At 43.7% G+C, this 19714-nt stretch carries 14 protein-coding genes; 11 read left to right on the top strand and 3 right to left on the bottom strand.

The window, feature by feature from the left end:
* The first annotated feature begins 80 nt into the window (after nucleotides 1-80).
* From QUB66_RS07490 to QUB66_RS07460, 7 genes are all read left to right on the top strand, one after another.
* Nucleotides 81-830, top strand: a complete 750-nt coding sequence (locus tag QUB66_RS07490) for a peptidylprolyl isomerase (protein WP_332967096.1) — start codon at nucleotides 81-83, stop codon at nucleotides 828-830.
* Complete coding sequence (locus tag QUB66_RS07485; protein ID WP_265235815.1) at nucleotides 827-3838, top strand: peptidase domain-containing ABC transporter; 3012 nt, start codon at nucleotides 827-829, stop codon at nucleotides 3836-3838. The genes QUB66_RS07490 and QUB66_RS07485 overlap by 4 nt, the downstream gene beginning before the upstream one ends.
* A 52-nt stretch (nucleotides 3839-3890) precedes the next feature.
* The gene (locus QUB66_RS07480; protein ID WP_375339806.1) at nucleotides 3891-5897 is read left to right on the top strand and encodes a chromosome partitioning protein ParA; all 2007 of its coding nucleotides are present in this window, start codon (nucleotides 3891-3893) and stop codon (nucleotides 5895-5897) included.
* 243 nt (nucleotides 5898-6140) lie between these two features.
* A complete protein-coding gene (locus QUB66_RS07475) occupies nucleotides 6141-7925 on the top strand; it encodes a hypothetical protein (RefSeq protein ID WP_332967094.1) in 1785 nt (594 codons plus the stop codon).
* Between the two features lie 3 nt (nucleotides 7926-7928).
* Nucleotides 7929-8729 (top strand): glycosyltransferase family 2 protein, encoded by an 801-nt coding sequence (locus tag QUB66_RS07470; RefSeq protein WP_332967092.1) that lies wholly within the window; start codon nucleotides 7929-7931, stop codon nucleotides 8727-8729.
* Between the two features lie 218 nt (nucleotides 8730-8947).
* Nucleotides 8948-9625, top strand: a complete 678-nt coding sequence (locus QUB66_RS07465; protein WP_332967090.1) for a Uma2 family endonuclease — start codon at nucleotides 8948-8950, stop codon at nucleotides 9623-9625.
* A 108-nt stretch (nucleotides 9626-9733) separates the two neighbouring features.
* Nucleotides 9734-10798 carry an NAD-dependent epimerase/dehydratase family protein gene (locus QUB66_RS07460; RefSeq protein ID WP_332967089.1) on the top strand — a complete coding sequence of 355 codons (1065 nt, stop codon included), beginning with the start codon at nucleotides 9734-9736 and terminating at the stop codon, nucleotides 10796-10798.
* Between the two features lie 678 nt (nucleotides 10799-11476).
* Here QUB66_RS07460 and QUB66_RS07455 read toward each other — a convergent pair.
* Both QUB66_RS07455 and QUB66_RS07450 read right to left on the bottom strand, forming a co-directional pair.
* Entirely contained in the window at nucleotides 11477-12076 is a 600-nt protein-coding gene (locus QUB66_RS07455; protein WP_332967088.1) for a hypothetical protein, read from the bottom strand.
* A 196-nt stretch (nucleotides 12077-12272) separates the two neighbouring features.
* Nucleotides 12273-12941 (bottom strand): class I SAM-dependent methyltransferase, encoded by a 669-nt coding sequence (locus QUB66_RS07450; protein WP_332967087.1) that lies wholly within the window; start codon nucleotides 12939-12941, stop codon nucleotides 12273-12275.
* A 50-nt stretch (nucleotides 12942-12991) separates the two neighbouring features.
* Here QUB66_RS07450 and rfbC point away from each other — a divergent pair, with 50 nt between their 5' ends.
* The 4 genes from rfbC (at nucleotide 12992) to QUB66_RS07430 (ending at nucleotide 17516) form a co-directional block, all read left to right on the top strand.
* Complete coding sequence (gene rfbC, locus QUB66_RS07445; RefSeq protein ID WP_332967086.1) at nucleotides 12992-13537, top strand: dTDP-4-dehydrorhamnose 3,5-epimerase; 546 nt, start codon at nucleotides 12992-12994, stop codon at nucleotides 13535-13537.
* A 2-nt stretch (nucleotides 13538-13539) separates the two neighbouring features.
* Nucleotides 13540-14412 carry a dTDP-4-dehydrorhamnose reductase gene (gene rfbD, locus QUB66_RS07440; RefSeq protein ID WP_332967085.1) on the top strand — a complete coding sequence of 291 codons (873 nt, stop codon included), beginning with the start codon at nucleotides 13540-13542 and terminating at the stop codon, nucleotides 14410-14412.
* A 257-nt stretch (nucleotides 14413-14669) separates the two neighbouring features.
* Nucleotides 14670-16448: a hypothetical protein gene (locus QUB66_RS07435; protein WP_332967084.1), complete on the top strand. Its 1779-nt coding sequence runs from the start codon at nucleotides 14670-14672 to the stop codon at nucleotides 16446-16448.
* 93 nt (nucleotides 16449-16541) lie between these two features.
* Nucleotides 16542-17516 (top strand): glycosyltransferase family 2 protein, encoded by a 975-nt coding sequence (locus QUB66_RS07430; RefSeq protein ID WP_265235826.1) that lies wholly within the window; start codon nucleotides 16542-16544, stop codon nucleotides 17514-17516.
* A gap of 241 nt (nucleotides 17517-17757) precedes the next feature.
* Here QUB66_RS07430 and QUB66_RS07425 read toward each other — a convergent pair whose 3' ends face one another.
* Complete coding sequence (locus tag QUB66_RS07425; RefSeq protein ID WP_332967082.1) at nucleotides 17758-19608, bottom strand: DUF6798 domain-containing protein; 1851 nt, start codon at nucleotides 19606-19608, stop codon at nucleotides 17758-17760.
* Nucleotides 19609-19714: the final 106 nt, after the last annotated feature.

The raw sequence follows: 19714 nt of genomic DNA, 5'->3' as shown, positions 1-19714 counted from the left end.
TCGACGGGTTAGTGGTTGTCGCTCTTTTCCTGCCACACCTAAATTAAAAGGGGAAGCGCAAGTCAGTTGGAGATTAAAAAATGACAGGACTTTTTCAAATAGGCGATAAATTACTGCAAGCTCAGGATATGCCATCGCTCCTGAAGCGTTACCAGTTGATGCCCCAATTCTTACGGGGTGTAATCATCGACCAAGCGATCGCATCCTTTAGTTGCAGCGACGAAGAACGCCACTCCGCCGTCGAGAACTTTCTGGCACAGCACCAACTGACAGCCCCTGAAGCCAAAGAAGCTTGGCTGCGCAGTCAAAATATGACGGAAGAAGAACTTCAAGAGATGGCCGTCAGGCCCTTGCTGATCGAAAAATTCAAGCAAGAGACTTGGAGACCTAAAGTAGATAATTATTTTTTAACCCGCAAAGCCAGCCTAGACCACGTAGTCTATTCCCTGGTACGCACCAAAAACCCAGCACTGGCAAACGAACTTTACTTTCGCATCCTGGAAGGGGAACAAAGCTTTGCCGAAGTGGCCCGCGACTTTTCCGAAGGCCCCGAATCCAAGTCTGGCGGCCTGTTGGGCCCAGTACCCCTGAGTCAGCCTCACCCAGCAATCAGTAAACTTTTATCAGTCAGCCAGCCCAATCAACTCTGGACGCCGCGTCCTCTGGCAGAATGGATGGTAATTATTCGACTAGAAAAGTTCATGCCAGCCCAGCTCGATGAATCGATGCGGCTGCACTTGATTAACGAACTCTTTGAAAGCTGGCTCGCCGAACAAATATCGCAAATAGGCCCGCTACAGCCCCTCTCTTCTGTGTCTTCAATATCATGACTTCTTCCGCTGTTTCCCTCTCCCAAATTCAGGATTTCTTAGCTCAAACACCTCCCTTTGACCGTCTCTCAGAGACGGCTCTCACGGCCTTGGTGGCTAAATGCCAGCTCCTTGGCTACCGGACGGGGCAACCCCTGTTTGAACGCGAAAAAATGCCGACTCAGGTGGCAATTATCTATCAAGGACAGGCCCGGCTGTTGGGCTTTGACCAGCGCTCGCAGCGCCACGTGAGTTTACGATTGGTGCAGTCAAAGGAAATTGTGGGCTGGGCTGGCTTGCTCAGGGGTGTTCCCTGCGAAACTGCGATCGCCTCTACGGATGTCGTCGCGATCGTCATACCTGCCGAAGATTTCTTGAGTGTACTGGAAAAACAGCCGACATTTGGAGAAGCTTTTCGCGATCACTGTTCCTTGAGCGAAGTATTTGAACTGTTGAGTCTGGAATTGCAGCGCCAAGCCGATGGTACTTCTAATCTCAAGGAACTGACTATGCACGCTTGGCAAGACGCGACAGTTGTCAACGTGCCAAGCGGTAACAAAAAAACTCAGGATCTCGCACAAGAGCTAGATGCCGATCGAATTTGGCTCGTCAGCAGCGGCGTTTTGGGCGAGTTTCCCACCGGCAGCCGCTTCTCTATGGAAAATGCAGCCAAATCGTTAAAAGTAGAAGGCCGCGCGGGCGCTCGCTTAATTGGCTTCCGCGAACCCCCAGAATCTCAACCAGACCCATCAAGCGTATTAGATGCCGAGACAGAGATAGCAGGCTTTGGCGAGAAGCCACCTGGTGGAAAATTGCTCGACATTACGATCGCCCCAGAGCGTCCCCCAGAACCCGGAGACAACCAACCAAAGGATGCGGCGAGATACCCAATTTTCCGGGGCAAAGGGCAGATTGACGCGCCCCTAGCTTGCTTCCAGATGTTGAGCAAGTATTTCGGCCTAAAATTTCGGCGAGATATTATCCGCAAAGTTCTCGAAAATCAGTTAAAAACTGCGGGTTCTATCAGTATCCAAGCCTGCGGTGCGATCGCCCAAAGCATCGGCCTAACGCCCCAATTGGCGCAAGTTCCCGCAGAAGCCATCAACCGCATCAAAGCCCCGGTAATGATTAAATGGGAAAATAGCTTTGCCATTATTTACAGCATTACCGAGCAAGAATTGGTGATAGCGACAGCCGAAAAAGGGCTGATGCGGAAGCGAGTACCTCAGTTTAAAGAAATCTGGGGAGAATCAGGAGAAGTCCTGCTACTGCAAGCTCCGCAAGTCGAACAAAAAGAGCAGTTCAGCTTCTGGTGGTTTGTGCCGGCGCTGATGGAACACAAGACAGTGTTTTTTGAGGTATTGCTCGCCTCATTTTTCGTGCAGCTATTCGGTCTGGCAAACCCATTAATCAGCCAAGTAATTATTGATAAAGTATTAGGTCAGCGCAGCATTGACACCCTGGATATTTTGGGGGCGTTTTTGTTAGGTGTTGCCCTGTTTGAAGGACTGCTAAACGGTTTGCGTACCTTCTTGTTTATAGACACCTCAAACCGCATCGACGTTAAATTGAGTGCAGAGGTAATCGACCACTTGCTCCGGCTGCCCCAGAATTACTTTGATAATCGGCGCGTCGGAGACATGGTTTATAAATTCAGCATGATGGGCCAGATTCGGGAATTCATGACGAGTACAGCTTTGACAGTTGTTCTCGATGCAGTATTCTCTGTGGTTTACGTCGCCGTCATGCTCTCCTACAGCGTGAAGCTAACCTTTGTATCTTTGGCAGTGGTACCGATACTGGCGCTGATGATTATTCTGATCAATCCGCTGGTGCTGCGCCTGATCAAACAGAGAAATATGCGTTTTGCTGACTCTCAATCTTATCTAGTGGAAGTAGTCAGCGGGATTCAAACTGTTAAGGCTCAAAATATTGAATTGAAATCCCGTTGGGAGTGGTCGAGCCGCTACGCTAAATACATTACAGCTAGTTTTAAAACAATTATCACAGGGACTACGGCAGGTACCATTAGCAGCTTTTTAAACCAGGTGGGTAACTTGGCTCAGTTGTGGGTGGGAGCTTATTTGGTACTGAGCAATGACATTACTTTGGGTCAGTTGATTGCTTTCCGAATTATTTCCGGGAACGTGACTGGTTCGCTGCTGCGTTTTGTGAGCGTGTGGCAGAGTTTCCAAGAGGTCTCGATGTCGATCGATATGCTCAAGGATATCGTCGATACGCCGACGGAAACCAGCGATGAAGACCGCAACAATATTCCGTTGCCCGCAATTCAAGGGCAGGTGACATATGAGGAGGTTTCCTTCCGATTCCTGGAGAGCGGAGCTCTACAATTGGCGAATGTGAATTTGGATTTTCCCGCTGGCAGTTTTGTGGGAATTGTGGGGGGAAGCGGTTCCGGTAAAAGTACGGCGATGAAGCTGTTGCAGCGTCTTTATGCCCCGCTTTCGGGACGAATTTTTATTGACGGTTACGACATTGCTAAGGTGGAGTTATATTCGCTCCGCAGCCAACTTGGGGTAGTGCTGCAAGATACTTTACTGTTTAACTGCTCGGTACAAGAAAACATTGCTCTAAGTAATCCTGATGCGAGTACGGATGAGATTGTGCGAGCTGCGAAACTAGCAGTGGCTCACGATTTTATTATGGGTTTGCCCGCTGGCTACAATACGATCGTGGGAGAACGGGGTGCGTCGCTTTCTGGGGGTCAAAGGCAGCGTTTGGCGATCGCCCGGACGATTTTGCAAAACCCGAAACTGCTAATCTTGGACGAAGCTACAAGCGCCCTGGACTACCATTCCGAACGCCAGGTTTGCAATAACTTAGCAGAATCTTTCGCCGGTCGCACGGTGTTTTTCATTACTCACCGCCTGACTACAATTCAAAACGCCGACATAATTATTATGATGGATCAAGGCTCTGTAGTCGAGCAGGGAAGTCATAAAGAATTAATGGCTCTTAAAGGACGTTATTATTGCCTCTTCCAACAACAAGAGTCATCGAATACTTGATATCTCAAAACACACAACTGATCGCTAACAATTAGTAATTGAGAAGTAACATATGGCTATGAAATCGATCACACTTTCTGAGCAACCAATTATTCTCGAAAAACCAGCGATTTGGTCGCACTTGTTTTTGTGGATGATTATGCTGATGACCACTTCTGCGGTGGTTTGGGCTTATTTTGCTAGCGTAGAGCAAGCTGTCCCCGCTGTCGGCCAATTGGAACTCAAAGATGGTGCTAGAGACATCCAAGCACCTGCTACGGGCGCTGTGGTGAGACTTCACGTTGAAAATGGCGATCGGGTAGAAAAAAACCAGCCTCTGCTTACTTTCAACCCCCTCGCACCCGGTGCCGATTTAACGTCGATCCAGAAAACTAAAGAAGCGCTGGAAAAGGAAAATAAATTTTACGAAGATGTTGTAAGCGGCAAAGTTCAAGGCCCTATTCCTTCTAACCTAGAATCTACCATCAAGGACAGACAGAGCCTGGTTGCACAAAATCAAGTGCTGCAAGCTCTGATTGACGAGCTTTACCTCAACAGGGGATCGAGCGGAAATTTTGATGCCGCTCAGCAAGGACTGTATGTTAATTATCGATCGGAATTTCTGTCTCGCGTAGCCGCAGCCCAAGGTCAAGTTCAGGAGTTGGACAAACAACTCAAGCAAGCTGAGAATGCTGAAAAAGCCGCCGGCGATCAAATGACGGTAGCACAGCAACAATTTGGTTTTGCTCAGAACCAATTAAATTATTCTCAGCAGCAGTTAGCTTCTTCACAAGAGCAAGTCAAATCAGCCCTGGCTCAGAGAGATTTGGCTGACGAACAATTAGTGAAATCCCAACAAGTATTGAAGTCGAATCAAGGCATTTTGGGCAGACTCGGCCCGCTGGTGGAGCAAGGAGCCATCGCTGAACTGCAAAAAGAAAAACAGGAACAAGATGTTTTCAGAGGCCAAAGCGACGTTCTGAAACAGCAAGATCAAATCAAGCAGCGCGAAGGAGAAATCAACGCCCGCAAAGGCGAAATCAACACCCGCCGAGGTGAGATCAATACGCGCCGAGGCGAAATTAATGCGCGTCAAGGTGACATCCAAAAAATAACCGCTGAAGTACAGCGCCAGCAAGGAGAGCAAGCGCGCATTCAGGAGTCGATCGCCCGCGCCCAAGAACAGTTAAAAAACACCAAGGATGCCTGGGCCAGAGAACTGTACACCAAAATTGCTGACAACGAAAAACAAATTGCCAGCAGCGATTCTCAACTCAGCCGCTTCAAAGTGGAAAACCTGAAAAAGTTGTCCGAGGTAAATGCTCAGTTAGAAAAGGCCCAACAAAACCGCGATACTCAAATTCTGAAGTCTCCTGTATCTGGGGTAATCTTTGATTTGAAACCTTCTAAGAAGGAGAATGCGAAGTTGGATATAGCGAAAGATCCGATTTGCCAATCCATCATTAACTCAGTCGTGAAGCCTGGGGAGCCACGCCCAACACGCTGTGAAGAAGCTTATTATGAAGCGCAGCAAACTGAGAAGCTGCTCAAGGTTTTGGACGACGAAAACGGTCTGGAAGCAGTTGTTTACCTGGAAAACAGCAATGTGGCTCTGGTATTGGATGCTTTGAGACAAAAGCGCGAGAAATTGGAGCCGTATCACGGAAAACAATTAGACGGAGAAAAGATTGACTGCGAAAAAGGTAAAAGCTGCGTTTGTCCTGAGAAGGAAGTTAATAGAGAGAAATTGGGTTTGACAAAATACCAATGCGTGCCTGTTGATGTAAATGTTGAAGCTTTCCCGGCGATGGAGTTTGGTACTGCTGAGGGTGAAGTGAAAGAGATTAGCAAGGATGCTGAGCCTCCTACGGAACTGCGGAAATACTACGCTTTCAAAACCAAAATTAAGCTCAAGACTCAAAAGTTTGTGTTGAACAAGGACAAGCCAAATCAACAAGAAGTTAACTTGCAGTCGGGAATGGCCGTAAGCTCTAATATCAATATCGGCAAGCGGACTGTTTTGCAGATGTTTATCAACCGATTTACTGGCAAACTGGATACGTTCAAGACTGTTAAGTAATGATTTAGGGGTAGCTAGAAACCGGGTTTTTCACCCAGATATGCGCCCCCAACCGTCAATTTCAGTAAGAACCCGGTTTCTTGAGTCTCAGAGTAGGGAGCAGCAGAAACCGGGTTTTTCACCCAGATACGCGCCCCCAACCGTCAATTTCAGTAAGAACCCGGTTTCTTGAGTTTTAGAGTACCGAGTATTTAAGCCGGTTTGAGATAAAATGGTGATGGCAATTGGTGCGATCGCACTTCCATGAAAAAATATATTTTATTCACCTTCTATCTAATTCCTCTTCTCCTGTTAATCGGATTTGTAGCCAATTTTAGCGTTAACGTTCCCATTGACGACGAGTGGAGATTAGCCAGCCTATTTGAAAAAATAGCACAGGGAAATGTAAATTTCCAAGATTTTTGGGCTTTGCACAGCAATCACCGTATAGTGTTTCCGAAAATCATTATTGCAGTGCTGGTTTTTGCCTCCCAATGGAATATTAATTATCAGTTGTGTCTCAGCATAGGTTTGGCGCTGATAACTTTTATCGCTATGTACAAGTTATCCTCGATGCAGGTTAAGAATGTTGGGGATGATTTGTGGCATTTAGCTAATATTTTAACTTGTATTTTGGTATTTTCCCTAGTTCAGCATGAAAACTGGCTTTGGGGATTTCAATTAGCGTGGTTTTTTGTAAATTTGTGTTTTGTTGCGGCGGTTTATGCGCTGGTTTTAACTCACAAATTATTGCCTACTATTAGAATTTCTATTGCTGCTATATTCTGCTTTATTGCTAGTTTTTCCCTGGCTCAAGGCTTGCTGTCTTGGTTGGCGATGATTCCGGCGGTGGTGGCTGTGGAGGGAAATCGAGTACATAAAAAAAGAAGATTGATCGCATGGATGTTACTGTTTGTGGCAACTTGTGCTATTTACTCAATTGATTATCATCCGAGCCGGAAAACAAGTATTATTTCATTGTTGAGTAAGCCGCTGGTGGTGATTGATTACTTTTTAAGTTTGTTGGGTTCGCCAATTGTTAGATTACCTGTATTTGCTGCATTTGTGGGATTGGTAATATTTGCAAGTTTTGTATTTTTTGTATGGCATTTTGGGCAGAAGATTCTATCAATTGATTTGGGATGGGGTGGGGACGGGCAAGATGCCCATTCCACAAGTCCTTTGGGATGGGGTGGGGACGGGCAAGATGCCCATCCCACAAGTCCTTTGGGATGGGGATATCAGGCTTTACCTTGGCTATCAATAGGTTTGTTTTCGGTTTTGTCGGCTCTGTTTATTACGGCTGGTAGGGCGGAATTTGGTGCGATTCAGGCGATCGAATCTTCGAGATATACGACTAATTCGATTTTACTGTTAATTGCTTTGGTTCAGCTAGGACAGTTGTTTGTCCGAGAAACAACTGTCGCATTAAAACGCAACTATAATTTTTTTTATAGGGGATTTGCAGGGCTATTAATTGGTATAATTATTGTTAACTCCCAGCAGGCGATCGCCCAAACTCGCTCGGCACTTCTTTATAAGCAAGGTGCTCAAGATTGTTTGCAATTGATTAACTATCTGGAACCGTCGGAGTTTTTCAAGAATTCGCCGGAAAGCTGTTTGAGAGTGCTGAGCAAAAAAACTTGGCTGGTGAGAGATGGCGCTGCAATTATCGATCGCATAGGTTGGAGAAAATTCGCAAAAAATGTAGAGTTTATTTCTAATTCCGAGAAAGTTTACGGCTATTTAGACAAACCTAAAACTAGCCAAAAATCTTTCAAGGCTGCTGGTTGGGCTGTTTTCCCGCAGAATAAAAAACAGCCGAATATCGTACTGCTATCTGTCGGTGACAAACAATCTTTTTTTGCTAACGCTTATGTGAATTTGGACAGCCCGGATATTGCTAAGATTTTGAAATCGCAGTTGTACAATAATGCGAGGTGGGCGGTTGATGTGTCGGGTGCTGATTGGGCGATCGCTCAAACCGAGATCAAAGCTTGGGTGTATAATCCTGTTGACAACCAGTTTGTCCAGTTGCGCGGAGGATGAAAAGTGAAAATTTCGGTGATTATACCAGCCCACAACGAGGAGGGCTGTTTGTATGGTACTGTGCGGGCGATCGCCCAGACGCTCGATTTAGAAGAGATTCCGCACGAAATTTTGATTGTGAATGACAATAGCACCGATAAAACCCTTGAAATTTGCCAGGAATTATCGCGGGAATTTCCCACAGTTAGATACATCAACAATCAGCCTCCCAACGGTTTCGGATTTGCGGTGCGCCGGGGTTTAGCGGAATTTGACGGCGATGCTGTAGCAATTGTGATGGCGGATGCTTCCGACGATCCCATAGATTTGGTAACAGGATACCGCAAATTGCAAGAAGGATATGACTGCGTTTTCGGTTCCCGATTTATCAAAGGCGGCTTTGTTGTTGATTATCCAATTCACAAATTAGCAATTAACCGCTTAGCAAACTGGTTTGTAAAAAGTATTTTCGGCTGGCGCTATAACGATGTTACCAATGCTTTTAAACTCTACCGTCGAGAAGTGATTGAAGGCGTACAGCCGATTTTGAGCCATCATTTTAATTTGACTGTAGAACTGCCTTTAAAAGCAATTGTCCGGGGTTTTTCCTATGCGGTGATTCCTCTGAGGTGGTACAATCGGACTGCTGGCATTTCTAAGCTGAAAATCAAAGAGATGGGCAGCCGATATTTATTTATTGTCTTGTATGTCTGGCTGGAAAAACATCTCTCTCGCGGCGATTACCACAGGACTAGAAAGATGAATGAGTTAAAATTAGATTTGTTGCAAAAGTCAAGGACTGAAGTGCTGACTGCGAAGGAATGATGACTAATGATTTTGGCAGCGCCGCCATTGATACTTTGATGGCGATACTACTGCGTACCAAAATCGGGACTGCAACTTAGGTAATGGGCGCAACCTGCGGAATGGTTACGAAAAAATGGTCAAATGGCTCAAAAGTGCGATCGCGCGGTAAAATTTAAATTAGGAGGCTATGGGGAAATTTGGTTGAAAAAAAAATACTAAATTGGGAGGATTAAGTCATGGTTTTTACAGCCCAAGAAATGGCAAGATTGATGCCAGATGCCAGTCAACTTGAAAGTGATGAGCCAGAAATGGAAAGTTCCCTACATTATATTCAATTAGCATTATTAGTTGCCTGTTTGGAATGGCAATGGCGCGGACGCAATGACTTTTTTGTTGGAGCAAATCTGACGGTTTACTACAGCCAGCAACAATTGAAAAATCGGGATTTTCGCGGCCCTGATTTTTTTCTGATCGCCGACACCGAAAAACGTCCGCGTCGTTCCTGGGTAGTTTGGGAAGAAGAGGGGAGATATCCCGATCTAATTATCGAATTGCTATCTAGTTCTACCGCCAGAGTCGATCGCAAGGAAAAAAAGATATTATATCAAAATCGGTTTAGAACGCCCGAATACTTTTGGTTCGATCCTGAAGATTTGGAATTTGCTGGTTTTCGTCTAATTGGTCAAGAATATCAAGCTATTGTTGCCAATGAATTTGGTAGATTGTGGAGTGAGGTACTAGAATTATATCTGGGAGTTCATGATGGAAAATTGCGTTATTTTACCCCAGATGGTCAGTTAGTTGCTACGCCAGAGGAAGCTGCACTGCAAGCACAGCAACAAGCTGCACAAGCCCAAGAGCGGGCTGAGCGATTAGCGAATCAGTTGCGGGCTTTGGGAATTGAACCAGAATAGTTGTCAAAATTTATTGACAAGATGACTCAATTTTAATGCGAGGCATACCTCAACACAATTTTTCAATCATTTAACAGCAGTAATTAATCCTCTAAGAAAGTTGAGTCAATGCCTGAAAGAATTTTAATTGTAGGCGGTGCGGGTTTTATCGGCAGTTGTTTGGCAATTGGCCTGAAGAAACTTCACCCAGAATGGCAAATAATTTGTTTAGATAACCTGCGCCGCCGGGGATCAGAATTGAATATTCCGAGGCTGAAAAGTTGCGGGATTCAGTTTGTTTACGGGGATATTCGCACGGCGGCTGATTTAGATCCAGTTGCACTAAACCCTGATTGCATTATCGATTGCGCTGCGGAACCTTCGGTATTGGCTGGTTTTAGTTCGCCTCAGTATGTTTTGCAGACGAATTTATTGGGTACTGTGAATGTTTTGGAGTTGGCGAGACAGACTGGTGCGAGTTTGTTGTTTTTGTCTACGAGTCGGGTTTATCCGATCGCCCTTGTGAAATCTGTTAAGCTGTTGGAGTTGGATGAGAGATTTGCGATCGGCCCAGAGCAAACATTACCCGGTATATCCGAGTTGGGCATATCAGAAGACTTCCCATTAAAAGGACACCGTTCGCTTTACGGAGCAACTAAATTAGCTTCCGAATTACTGATTGAGGAATACAGGGAAGCATACAACGTGCCTGCAATTATTAACCGCTGCGGGTTAATTACTGGTGCTTGGCAAATGGGTAAAGTGGATCAGGGAGTTTACGGTTTGTGGGTGGCGGCTCACTATTTTGAAAAGTCGCTGAGTTATATCGGTTTTGGCGGCAGCGGGAAGCAAGTTAGGGATTTGCTGCACGTTGAAGATTTGCTGACATTAGTTAATTATCAGTTAGAACATTTTGCTGAATTTGACGGCGAAGTTTTCAATGTCGGTGGCGGTTTGAAAAACAGTCTTTCTTTGGTTGAAGCAACTGATTTGTGCCGGAAGATTGCGGGTAAATCGATTGCAATTAATCCGGTTTTGGAGGAACGGGCGGGGGATATTCCGATTTTTATTACCGATTCTTCTAGGGTGATGGAAAAAACTGGATGGAAGCCTAGGATTGGGCCGGAGGCGGCTTTGCAGGATATTTATGATTGGATTGCTGCTAATGAGGTGGTTTTAAGTTCGATTTTGTAGGGATTTTTTGCAGCGCAGATGTTTTGTGAAATTTGGTAAGAAAACCATTTATTCTGCGGTAGGGAAACGGCAGTGCCCTGTCCTGTTTCATCCCTTCGGGTGTAACGCCATTTTCGGCAATGTTAATTATTGCCATTGAGATCGAGGTTTTCGATGATGGGAATTTCTGAAGGTGAAGAGGCTATTATTCGCAGGTTAATATCAACTATTATTTGATTTTTGTCGAGAATTATATTAGCTTTTTTTATTAAAAATTTTATTGGTAAACAATCACCTGATTCAGATTCAGGAGACGACTGAGTTTGATATCCTGCGTCCTCCAGCCATTCACAAATTTTTCTCCAGTTTTCTACCTTTTCAACGGGTTTTTTGTCGGTGAGTGCTTAAAAACTTTGATAGACATACCTTATGATGGCATGAATATTGCGCGCGTTAGGGGTTTTACGGATGCCGATTAAGCTACGCTTAAAGCTTTAGGGGCGGTGTGCGATCGCACTTTGTAGAAAATCCATATTTTCGTTTTCGGCAAGTGCGATTCAAACTGAGATGTTGCACCATTGTCAATAAGTTTAAATAAACCGGGTTTATGAACGAAAAATATACGTTTTGGCTTTGAATTTTTGCTCCTATTCCCGGTTTCTGACTATTGTGCAACATATCAGATATAAACGAAATTTTCTATTGCTTTGTCGATCGCAATTTTTGCGTCAAATTCCAGCAGCCATTACGATGCTGAAAAACATAAGCCCCCGGTTGTCCATAGGTTTTGACTAAATCTTCTGACTCCGTACCAGTGATATTTCCAGTGTACTTGTATTGAGCCTTGATATAATCCACTCGAAACCTGTCTTGAGAGACGCGCCTCAAATCAATTTTTAGCCTCGTATAAGGACTATTATCGACACGAGAAGGGACAAGGATAACCCAACGATAATCTCGCAAGCTAATGCTAAATTCATCGTCTTGGCGGCGCATCACTTCCAGCAGTTGGCTGGGATTTTCATAATTCCGCACTTCAATGCGATTTGCTGTGTAAGTCGATCGCATATCCGTCCCTTGACGGTCTTTTCCCCTCACGAAATTCTCAAAAAACTCTTTGTATTCATCAGGCGCACAGTATGCAGGTACGGCTGCTTGACGCGGTATATTGCCTTTGGTTTCGGATTGGGCGATGTTTTGTTTTTGCGTTGGGATACTTTGGGCGGCGGAGGCAAAAATTGCACTATAAATCGGGATGAGTGCTGTGAATATTAACGGTATCAGCTTGCGATAATTCATTGATTTTGGAATTGATTATGGAGTTACAGATCAATGTCAAAAAAACCGGGTTTATAACATATATCAAAGAAAATTGGATTGGGTAGTGAGTCGAGAATTGCGTTGGCGAAGCCATCGCAGAGGATCGCACTTTCTTCAGTCCGCACCGGCAGACTTCTTGTGTATATACGCGGTTTCAACCGCCGACTCTTATAACTTATAATTTCGACGCCTTAACAAACATTTGCCCGCCCAAAAATCGCCACAAAAAAGGCAATTTCAAGTAAACCTTTAACAACAACGGCGAAGCCGGGCGCCCTTTCGTTGAAAACGGTAAAAATCTCGGTATCATTTCCTCAATTTTAAACCCCACAGTTTGTAAAAGCTCTTGCAGCGATAAGTGCGTAATCGGTAATTGATGGTCTATAAAATCGTAGTATTCCTTGTAAGAGTATTTAAAATTAGGCTGAATTACCAAAAGAGAACCGCTAGGCTTCAGCGCATCAAAGCAAAACGAGATAATTTCTACAAGTTCCTCTTTGTTGCGGAGATGTTCAAAAAAGTTTGAGATAAAAATGCGATCGAACTGTTCGCTAAAAAAAGTACGATCTTCTAAGTTAAGCACATCAATATTCAGCACTTTGACATCAGCCTCAGCAAATAATTTGGAATCAGGATTCAGGTCAATCAGACATTTTTCTTTGGCCCGAATTTGATTGATAAACTCGCAATAGCCCCCTCCAATATCTAAAACCGCCGACTTGGCAGGAACATAATTTTGTAAAAAATCGTCAATCAAAACCTTCCACAGTGCCACCTTGGCTTGCATTTGACGGGAATCAAATCGGTTGGCGTACAACTTTTTGAGATATGTGTCAGTTTTCATAGTAAGATACCATAGACTGAGTATGAGTTTATCACGCGATACAGGCCACTATGAACGTTATATCTACCGAAATACCTGAAGTTTTGATAATTGAGCCGAAAATTTTTGGAGACGATCGCGGTTTCTTTTTCGAGAGTTTCAATCACCAAGCTTTCGTAGAAAAAACAGGCGTAACGACAGAATTTGTTCAAGACAATCATTCCAAGTCTTCTAAAAATGTCCTGCGCGGTTTGCACTACCAAATGCAGCAGCCTCAAGGTAAATTGCTGCGGGTAATTGCGGGCGAAATATTTGATGTAGCAGTAGATATTAGAAAAAGTTCGCCGACTTTTGGCAAGTCGGTGGGCTGTTTGTTGAGTGCAGAAAATAAACGGCAACTTTGGGTGCCGGCCGGTTTTGCTCACGGTTTTTTAGTAGTATCAGACATTGCTGAGGTTTTGTATAAAACTACAGATTACTATGCACCGGGACACGAACGGTGTATTGTATGGAATGACCCGGATTTGGCGATCGCCTGGCCGCTAGATGGTGCCGAACCAATTTTATCACCCAAAGACAAAGCTGGACAAACGTTGAAAAGAGCTCAAGTGTTTTAATAATGAAAATTTTACTCGCAGGCGGCAGCGGACAGCTAGCTCAAGAATTGCAGCCAATCTTATTATCTGTGGGAGAGGTTATTGCAGTCGATCGCACTCGCGTCGATTTATCCCAGCCCGAAACCATCCGTCAAGCAATGGCTGACATTCAACCAGATTTAGTCGTGAATGCCGGCGCTTACACTGCGGTAGACAAAGCCGAAAGCGAAGCACAATTAGCGCACGCAGTCAACGGTATCGCACCCGGAATCTTTGCAGAAGAATGCGAGAAACTGGGAGCAAGTTTAATTCAATTTTCCACTGATTACGTATTTGACGGCAGCAGCGGTTCTGCTTATCTCGAAACAGATTCTACGAATCCTCTGGGAACTTACGGCAAGTCAAAATTAGCAGGCGAGGAAGCAATTAGGCAAGCGGGAAGCAGACATATTATTATTAGAACCGCGTGGGTTTACGGCAATGGTGGCAAAGGTAATTTTGTCAAAACCATGCTGAGGTTGGGAAAGGAAAGAGAAGAAATTAGAGTAGTAGCAGATCAGATTGGCAGTCCAACTTGGACGGCAGATTTGGCTGCTGCGACTTCCCAAATTATCCGGAATCTAGGGTCGGAAATTTTTGGAACTTACCACTATACTAACAGCGGTGTTTGTAGTTGGTACGATTTTGCGATCGCCATTTTTGAAGAAGCAGAAAAACTGGGCTTTCCTCTCAAAATTAAGCGCGTAATTCCCATCACTACTGCCGAATATCCGACACCCGCAAAACGTCCCGCTTTTTCTGTACTTTCCACGGTGAAAATATCAGCACTTCTGGGCACGCATCCTCCCCACTGGCGGCAAGGGCTCAGACAAATGCTGGCAAGAGAAATGAATTGAAAAATTGAAAAGGCGAGGCGAGGGCGGGTTTTGTTCACAAATTGTCTGTTATATGTCAATACGCTTTACTTAAGACGATCCCCCCTAGCCCCCCTTAAGAAGGGGGGGACAAGAATGACCTCAAAGTCCCCCTTCTTAAGGGGGATTTAGGGGATCTCCGAGGCATAAATATGTTAAGTAAACCGTATTGTGTTATGTGCAAGGTTTCTCGGCTAAACCCGCCCCTAGGAATAAAAATTATTTGTGTTTACTAATTCATGAAACTTCAAGAAAAATCTATTTTAATTGCCGCATCAGTCCTCGGCATTCTCATACCAGCTTCATATATTTTGTACTTGATATCCCAAGCCGGAGACTTGTCTAATTTTGATTATTGGTGGATGACATGGAATTTTTATTCAGTAGACGGTTTTTCGACAAATCCTTTTAATTGGATATTTCGGGCAAACGAGCATTTTGTCTTCATTCCGGCAATTATCTATGCCTTAAATATCGCTGTCACTCAAGGTTCAAATATTGGCTTGTGCTTAGTTGCCTGGTTTTTGGCTTTGATTCAATGCCACATATTAATTGCTTTACTGCCATTAAAATTGAGGCGCGATCCTCTGCAATTTATCTTAATTGTCCTTAGCATTTCTATTTTTAGTTTTACTCCGGCGGCCGCTCACAATTGGATGCGGGGATTCAGCGGCGTTCACTGGATAATTGCTAATTTATTTGTAATTTGTTCGATATTTTGTTTGCAATTTTATGCGCGGCTTTTGTTAGAAAAAAGAGAGACGGAATCTCTGAATATTCATTCCCAGGTAGAGCTGGGGAACGAGGGATGGAAACCAAATAACTGGGTAATTGGTAGTATTGTGTTTGGAATTTTAGGCTGTGTTAGTTACAGCACTCCTTTGGGTTTGTGGCCGATATTGTGTGGTGCTGCGATTGTGCTGCGGTTTCCTCGGCGGATAACTTATTTGTATTTTGCTGCTTCGATAGCAGTAATTGGCATTTATTTTTTAACTTATAAAACGCCAGCAAATCACCCTTCTTTAACTAAAGTTAACCCGCTCAAAGCTGTCGAATATATTCCAATTTATCTCGGTGGGATTTTCAGTGAAAATATTATTATTGCGTCATTTATTGGTATAATTGGTTTGATTGCTGTAGTGGGTTTTGTCTGTTATTGGCTATTTGTAAAAAAAGTAGATCGCCTACATTGGCTGCCTTGGCTGTCAATCCAATTGTACGCACTGCAAACGGCGTTAATGGCCGCGGTTAGTCGATCGGGATTTGGTATCGAACAAGCCACCGCTTCCCGCTACGCCACACTTCCAGCCTTGTTTTGGATGAGTACAATTGTTCTCACAGTGCTTACTGTGCGGGAGTTTCAGCCGATACCGAGAATTCAAGAACGTTGGCTGACACCGCTGTTTGCAGTCGCCACAGTCGCCGTGATTTTAATGTACGGGATGGGCGGCGAAACTGCAATGGCGATCGCCCGCAGAGCAACCTATCAACCATTAGTAGCACTGTCACTGCAATTAGGCATCACCGACATAACATTAATTAAAGACAAAGTAGGCAACAAACCGGCGGCCTTTGTCGGATTAATCGATGCTTTAAAAACTAACAACTTAGTACCATTCAATCGAAACATCAAAAAACACAATTTTTGTGCAGCATTAGACACACAAATTAATCCCAATTTACTCTCAGCACCAAAAGACGGAGTACCCGGATATTTTGATACAGTAACTACCCTCGCACCAGCCGCCTCCAGAGTAATTGGCTGGGTGGGAGACCCCGAAAATAATGTCAAATGTATTGCCATTCTTAACCAAGAAAATGTCGTTCGAGGTTTCGCAATGTCAGGATTTCCGCGTCCAGACTTAGTGAAATTGTTTGGCCCAGCTTATGAATTAGCAGCTTGGAAAGGATACGTTCAAACATCACCAACAGATACATTATTGACAGCCTATGCCTCATTTAAAAACCGTCAAGGCTGGGTAGCTTTGCGAAACTCCCAAGTTATCAATCCAAACTAAAAAACCTCCCTGTATTCTCCTCTGTGCCCTCTGCGCCCTCTGCGGTTAATAAAAAAAATATCATTAACAACACCAATGAAATAGAATAGCCCCATGCCAAAAAATCTCAGTTTCGTAATTCCCGTTCACAACGAAGAAGCAACGCTCAAAATGTTGTTTGAAAGAATCCAAATTGTCATGTCCCAAACCGGAAATGACAGTTACGAAGTTATTTTTATAGACGACGGTAGCCGCGATGCTTCTTGGCAAGAAATTGCAGAATTAGCCAGCCAACATCCTAAACTCATTAAAGCCATAAAAATGCGCCGCAACTTTGGCAAATCCGCCGCACTTTCAGCCGGATTTCGCAATGCAGCAGGGAGAATTATCTTTACTCTTGATGCCGATTTGCAGGACGACCCAGCCGAAATTCCCAAATTTTTAGATAGTTTAGAATTGGGATTCGATTTAGTTTCTGGTTGGCGCAAACAGCGGAACGACCCGCTTTCTAAAACCTTACCTTCCAAGCTATTTAATGCCGTTGCGTGTTTGATGACTGGAGTAAAAATGCACGACATGAATTGCGGTTTTAAAGCTTATCGCCGGGAAGTTTTGCAGTCGATTAAATTGTACGGAGAATTGCACCGCTACATTCCCGCTTTAGCAAACAATTTGGGTTTTAAAATTGGTGAAGTAGTCGTCGAACACCATCCACGAAAATATGGAAAATCTAATTATGGTTGGGAACGTTATGCGCGGGGTTTTATTGATTTGTTGACGGTGTTAGCCACAACGCACTATTTGCACAAACCGGGTCATTTGTTTGGGGGATTGGGATTGTCTTTTGGCTTGGTGGGCACTATTTCGCTTGGTTATTTGATTGTTATTTGGTTTCTCAATTTGGCGGGGATGAGTTTTGGGCCTATCGGTAATCGACCTTTGTTATTTTTTGGAATTTTGTGTACAATTCTGTCGGTACAATTGATTTCTTTAGGGATTTTGGCTGAGTTGATTGCGCGGAATGTGGCTGCTGATTATGTGGACAAGCAGATTTGTGAAATTATTGATGATTCGGGTTTTGATGTTTAACCGCAGATGTCGGGGAGATAAACACAGATAAACGCAGATGTGTTTATGTTAGGGGCGGGTTCACCAACAATAGGGAGCATCCCAATTTTGTAGGGGCGAAGCATTCCGGCAGATAATTTATTGGTTAAAAGCAGAGATTTATGACCGGAATGCTTCGCCCCTACGGATATATTTGCAAAACCGGGATGCTCCCCAACAATATTTGCCAATAATTGACAATATCAAAAACCCGACCTCTTCGCTACCTGATTTTAAATATAATCCATTTACCTTGTCTATCTACTATTTCTCCGTCAATATTTGGATGCCAATCGCTGCGAGTCAGGATATAATCGGCATGATAGTTTATAGCTACTTTGACTAAATCCGCACTGCTGCGGCGGATGAATAAGTCATTTCCTCCCCAAATCATTTGCGGGTTTAAGGGAGCTCCTAAAACAGCTTCCATGCGATTTTTCCACTGCTTAATACCTTTGTCGGTAAAAGGAAAGTTCTTGAAGTTAACGACAATCGCTCTTTGGGATAAAAACTGGAAGCTGGTAACTGATGGTGGAATTAATACGAGCGCGTCTGGGCTGCTAATTTGCGAAAATCGCACAGCTAATCTGCTTAAATCGTCCGTGGGAACGGCATTAATATTAATTCTTGTTTGAAATACATTTAATATGGGTTTGGGTAAAATTCCTGCTACTCCTAAAACTAAAATTGCAGTAGCTAGCAATGCTAAAATATGAGTGATAGTCTGTTTTATAGATGTAGCAAATGATGTTTTTTCTAGGATAAATGGAAAGGCGAGGATTGAGAAAAAGACTGGGAGGGTGATTATTCGATCGCCTATTATTTCCGATGAATCAGTCAGCGGATATGTTAAGCTAAATACAAACGTTCCTGCTGCCAAAATCCACAACAATATATTATATCTTTTGGGAAGTATGTAGTTTTTATTTTGCCAAACTGCGAATCCTAAGAAAATGACACCTCGAAAAGGCAAAGTCATTACAGAGAGTACCAGCAAGCTAACAGGTGCTTGTTTTTGTGGGTCAACTTCATCTAACGTCAAAGCAACAGCAATAAATATAATTATTTGAGCAAAAGGTACTGTTCTAGCTAGTTGTAGTTTGGCAATAAAAGCCTGGGGGTAAACTTCGACAAATATGTAATTTAGGAATAGTGCAAAGATTGAGGTTCCGAGAATTACGTAAAAATTTATTTTGTCTTCTTTTGGGAGTAAATTTGTTTTTTTGATGCAAAGCAAGCCGCCAAGAATAAAACAGATAAAGTTGAACCAATTCCCGACAGCCCAATTTGACGGGAGGATGTGGTGGGGATTGCGGACTTGGGCGTGAATGAAGACAAACTTGGCATTGTCGATAGTGTGAGTGCTGGTAGTACCTGTCAATAACATCGGTACGTATACTATACTTGCCATTGTGCCTAAAAGCGCGATCGCCCAAATCAACGTTTTAATCTTCCGCCGTCTTACAGATTCAATCAATAAAACGGGAATCATCATCAATCCCGGTAGCAAACCCACTAAGAATTGCAGCAAACAAGCTAGTCCAAAAAAGAAATATCCTGTCAACCATTTTTGACGCAAACTAAAGTAAATTCCCCAGATTGCGAAGCCCATCGCGAAGGTACTCGGTACTGATTTAGTAGAAAATATCAGCGTGTTGCCAACATCTGTAAATGAAGCAGCTATACATAAAAAAGCCATTGCTGCTGCGGGCAGTTTGGAATTAGTATAAATCTTGATAATTGCGTAGCAAGCTAGGATAAATGAACCGAAGGCGAGGAATTGATAAATAAAATGCGCTAGGGGAATGCTTGTTCCGAAGTTTGCTAGCAAATAGATGATATAATAATAGTAGTATCGGGGATTAAACTTAACCATTTCCTGAACGTAATAATCGTTTTTGTACAGTTCAGGATTTAGCATAAATTGAATCGGTGGCACTTCGGGAAAATTGCCACCAATGGGGAAAATATAGCCAGTTGCCATCAGGGAACCGATGATGACAAAAGTATAGAGAGATAGATTAAAATACTTGTTAGATTTTTGATATTTCTGCATTATACCTCGATCGCTCATTCCCAAATCATCCTAAAATATATCTGCGTTCATCTGTGTTTATCCGCCTGCAATCTGCGGTTTCCGTATTAATTCATGATTGATGCAAACTTGTCTGTTGGCGGTT

Source organism: Microcoleus sp. A2-C3, assembly GCF_036706065.1.
Taxonomy (GTDB): domain Bacteria; phylum Cyanobacteriota; class Cyanobacteriia; order Cyanobacteriales; family Microcoleaceae; genus Microcoleus.
The sequence above is the reverse complement of the archived record's forward strand: the minus strand, read 5'-3'. Positions and strand labels throughout refer to the sequence as shown.

Excerpts from the sequence above, each read along its gene's own strand:
- QUB66_RS07450 (WP_332967087.1), bottom strand. The coding sequence starts at position 12,941 with ATGAAAACTGACACATATCTCAAAAAGTTGTACGCCAACCGATTTGAT.
- QUB66_RS07460 (WP_332967089.1), top strand. The coding sequence starts at position 9,734 with ATGCCTGAAAGAATTTTAATTGTAGGCGGTGCGGGTTTTATCGGCAGT.
- QUB66_RS07430 (WP_265235826.1), top strand. The coding sequence starts at position 16,542 with ATGCCAAAAAATCTCAGTTTCGTAATTCCCGTTCACAACGAAGAAGCA.
- QUB66_RS07485 (WP_265235815.1), top strand. The coding sequence starts at position 827 with ATGACTTCTTCCGCTGTTTCCCTCTCCCAAATTCAGGATTTCTTAGCT.
- rfbD (WP_332967085.1), top strand. The coding sequence starts at position 13,540 with ATGAAAATTTTACTCGCAGGCGGCAGCGGACAGCTAGCTCAAGAATTG.
- QUB66_RS07425 (WP_332967082.1), bottom strand. The coding sequence starts at position 19,608 with ATGAGCGATCGAGGTATAATGCAGAAATATCAAAAATCTAACAAGTAT.
- QUB66_RS07490 (WP_332967096.1), top strand. The coding sequence starts at position 81 with ATGACAGGACTTTTTCAAATAGGCGATAAATTACTGCAAGCTCAGGAT.
- QUB66_RS07455 (WP_332967088.1), bottom strand. The coding sequence starts at position 12,076 with ATGAATTATCGCAAGCTGATACCGTTAATATTCACAGCACTCATCCCG.
- QUB66_RS07435 (WP_332967084.1), top strand. The coding sequence starts at position 14,670 with ATGAAACTTCAAGAAAAATCTATTTTAATTGCCGCATCAGTCCTCGGC.
- QUB66_RS07475 (WP_332967094.1), top strand. The coding sequence starts at position 6,141 with ATGAAAAAATATATTTTATTCACCTTCTATCTAATTCCTCTTCTCCTG.
- rfbC (WP_332967086.1), top strand. The coding sequence starts at position 12,992 with ATGAACGTTATATCTACCGAAATACCTGAAGTTTTGATAATTGAGCCG.
- QUB66_RS07480 (WP_375339806.1), top strand. The coding sequence starts at position 3,891 with ATGGCTATGAAATCGATCACACTTTCTGAGCAACCAATTATTCTCGAA.
- QUB66_RS07465 (WP_332967090.1), top strand. The coding sequence starts at position 8,948 with ATGGTTTTTACAGCCCAAGAAATGGCAAGATTGATGCCAGATGCCAGT.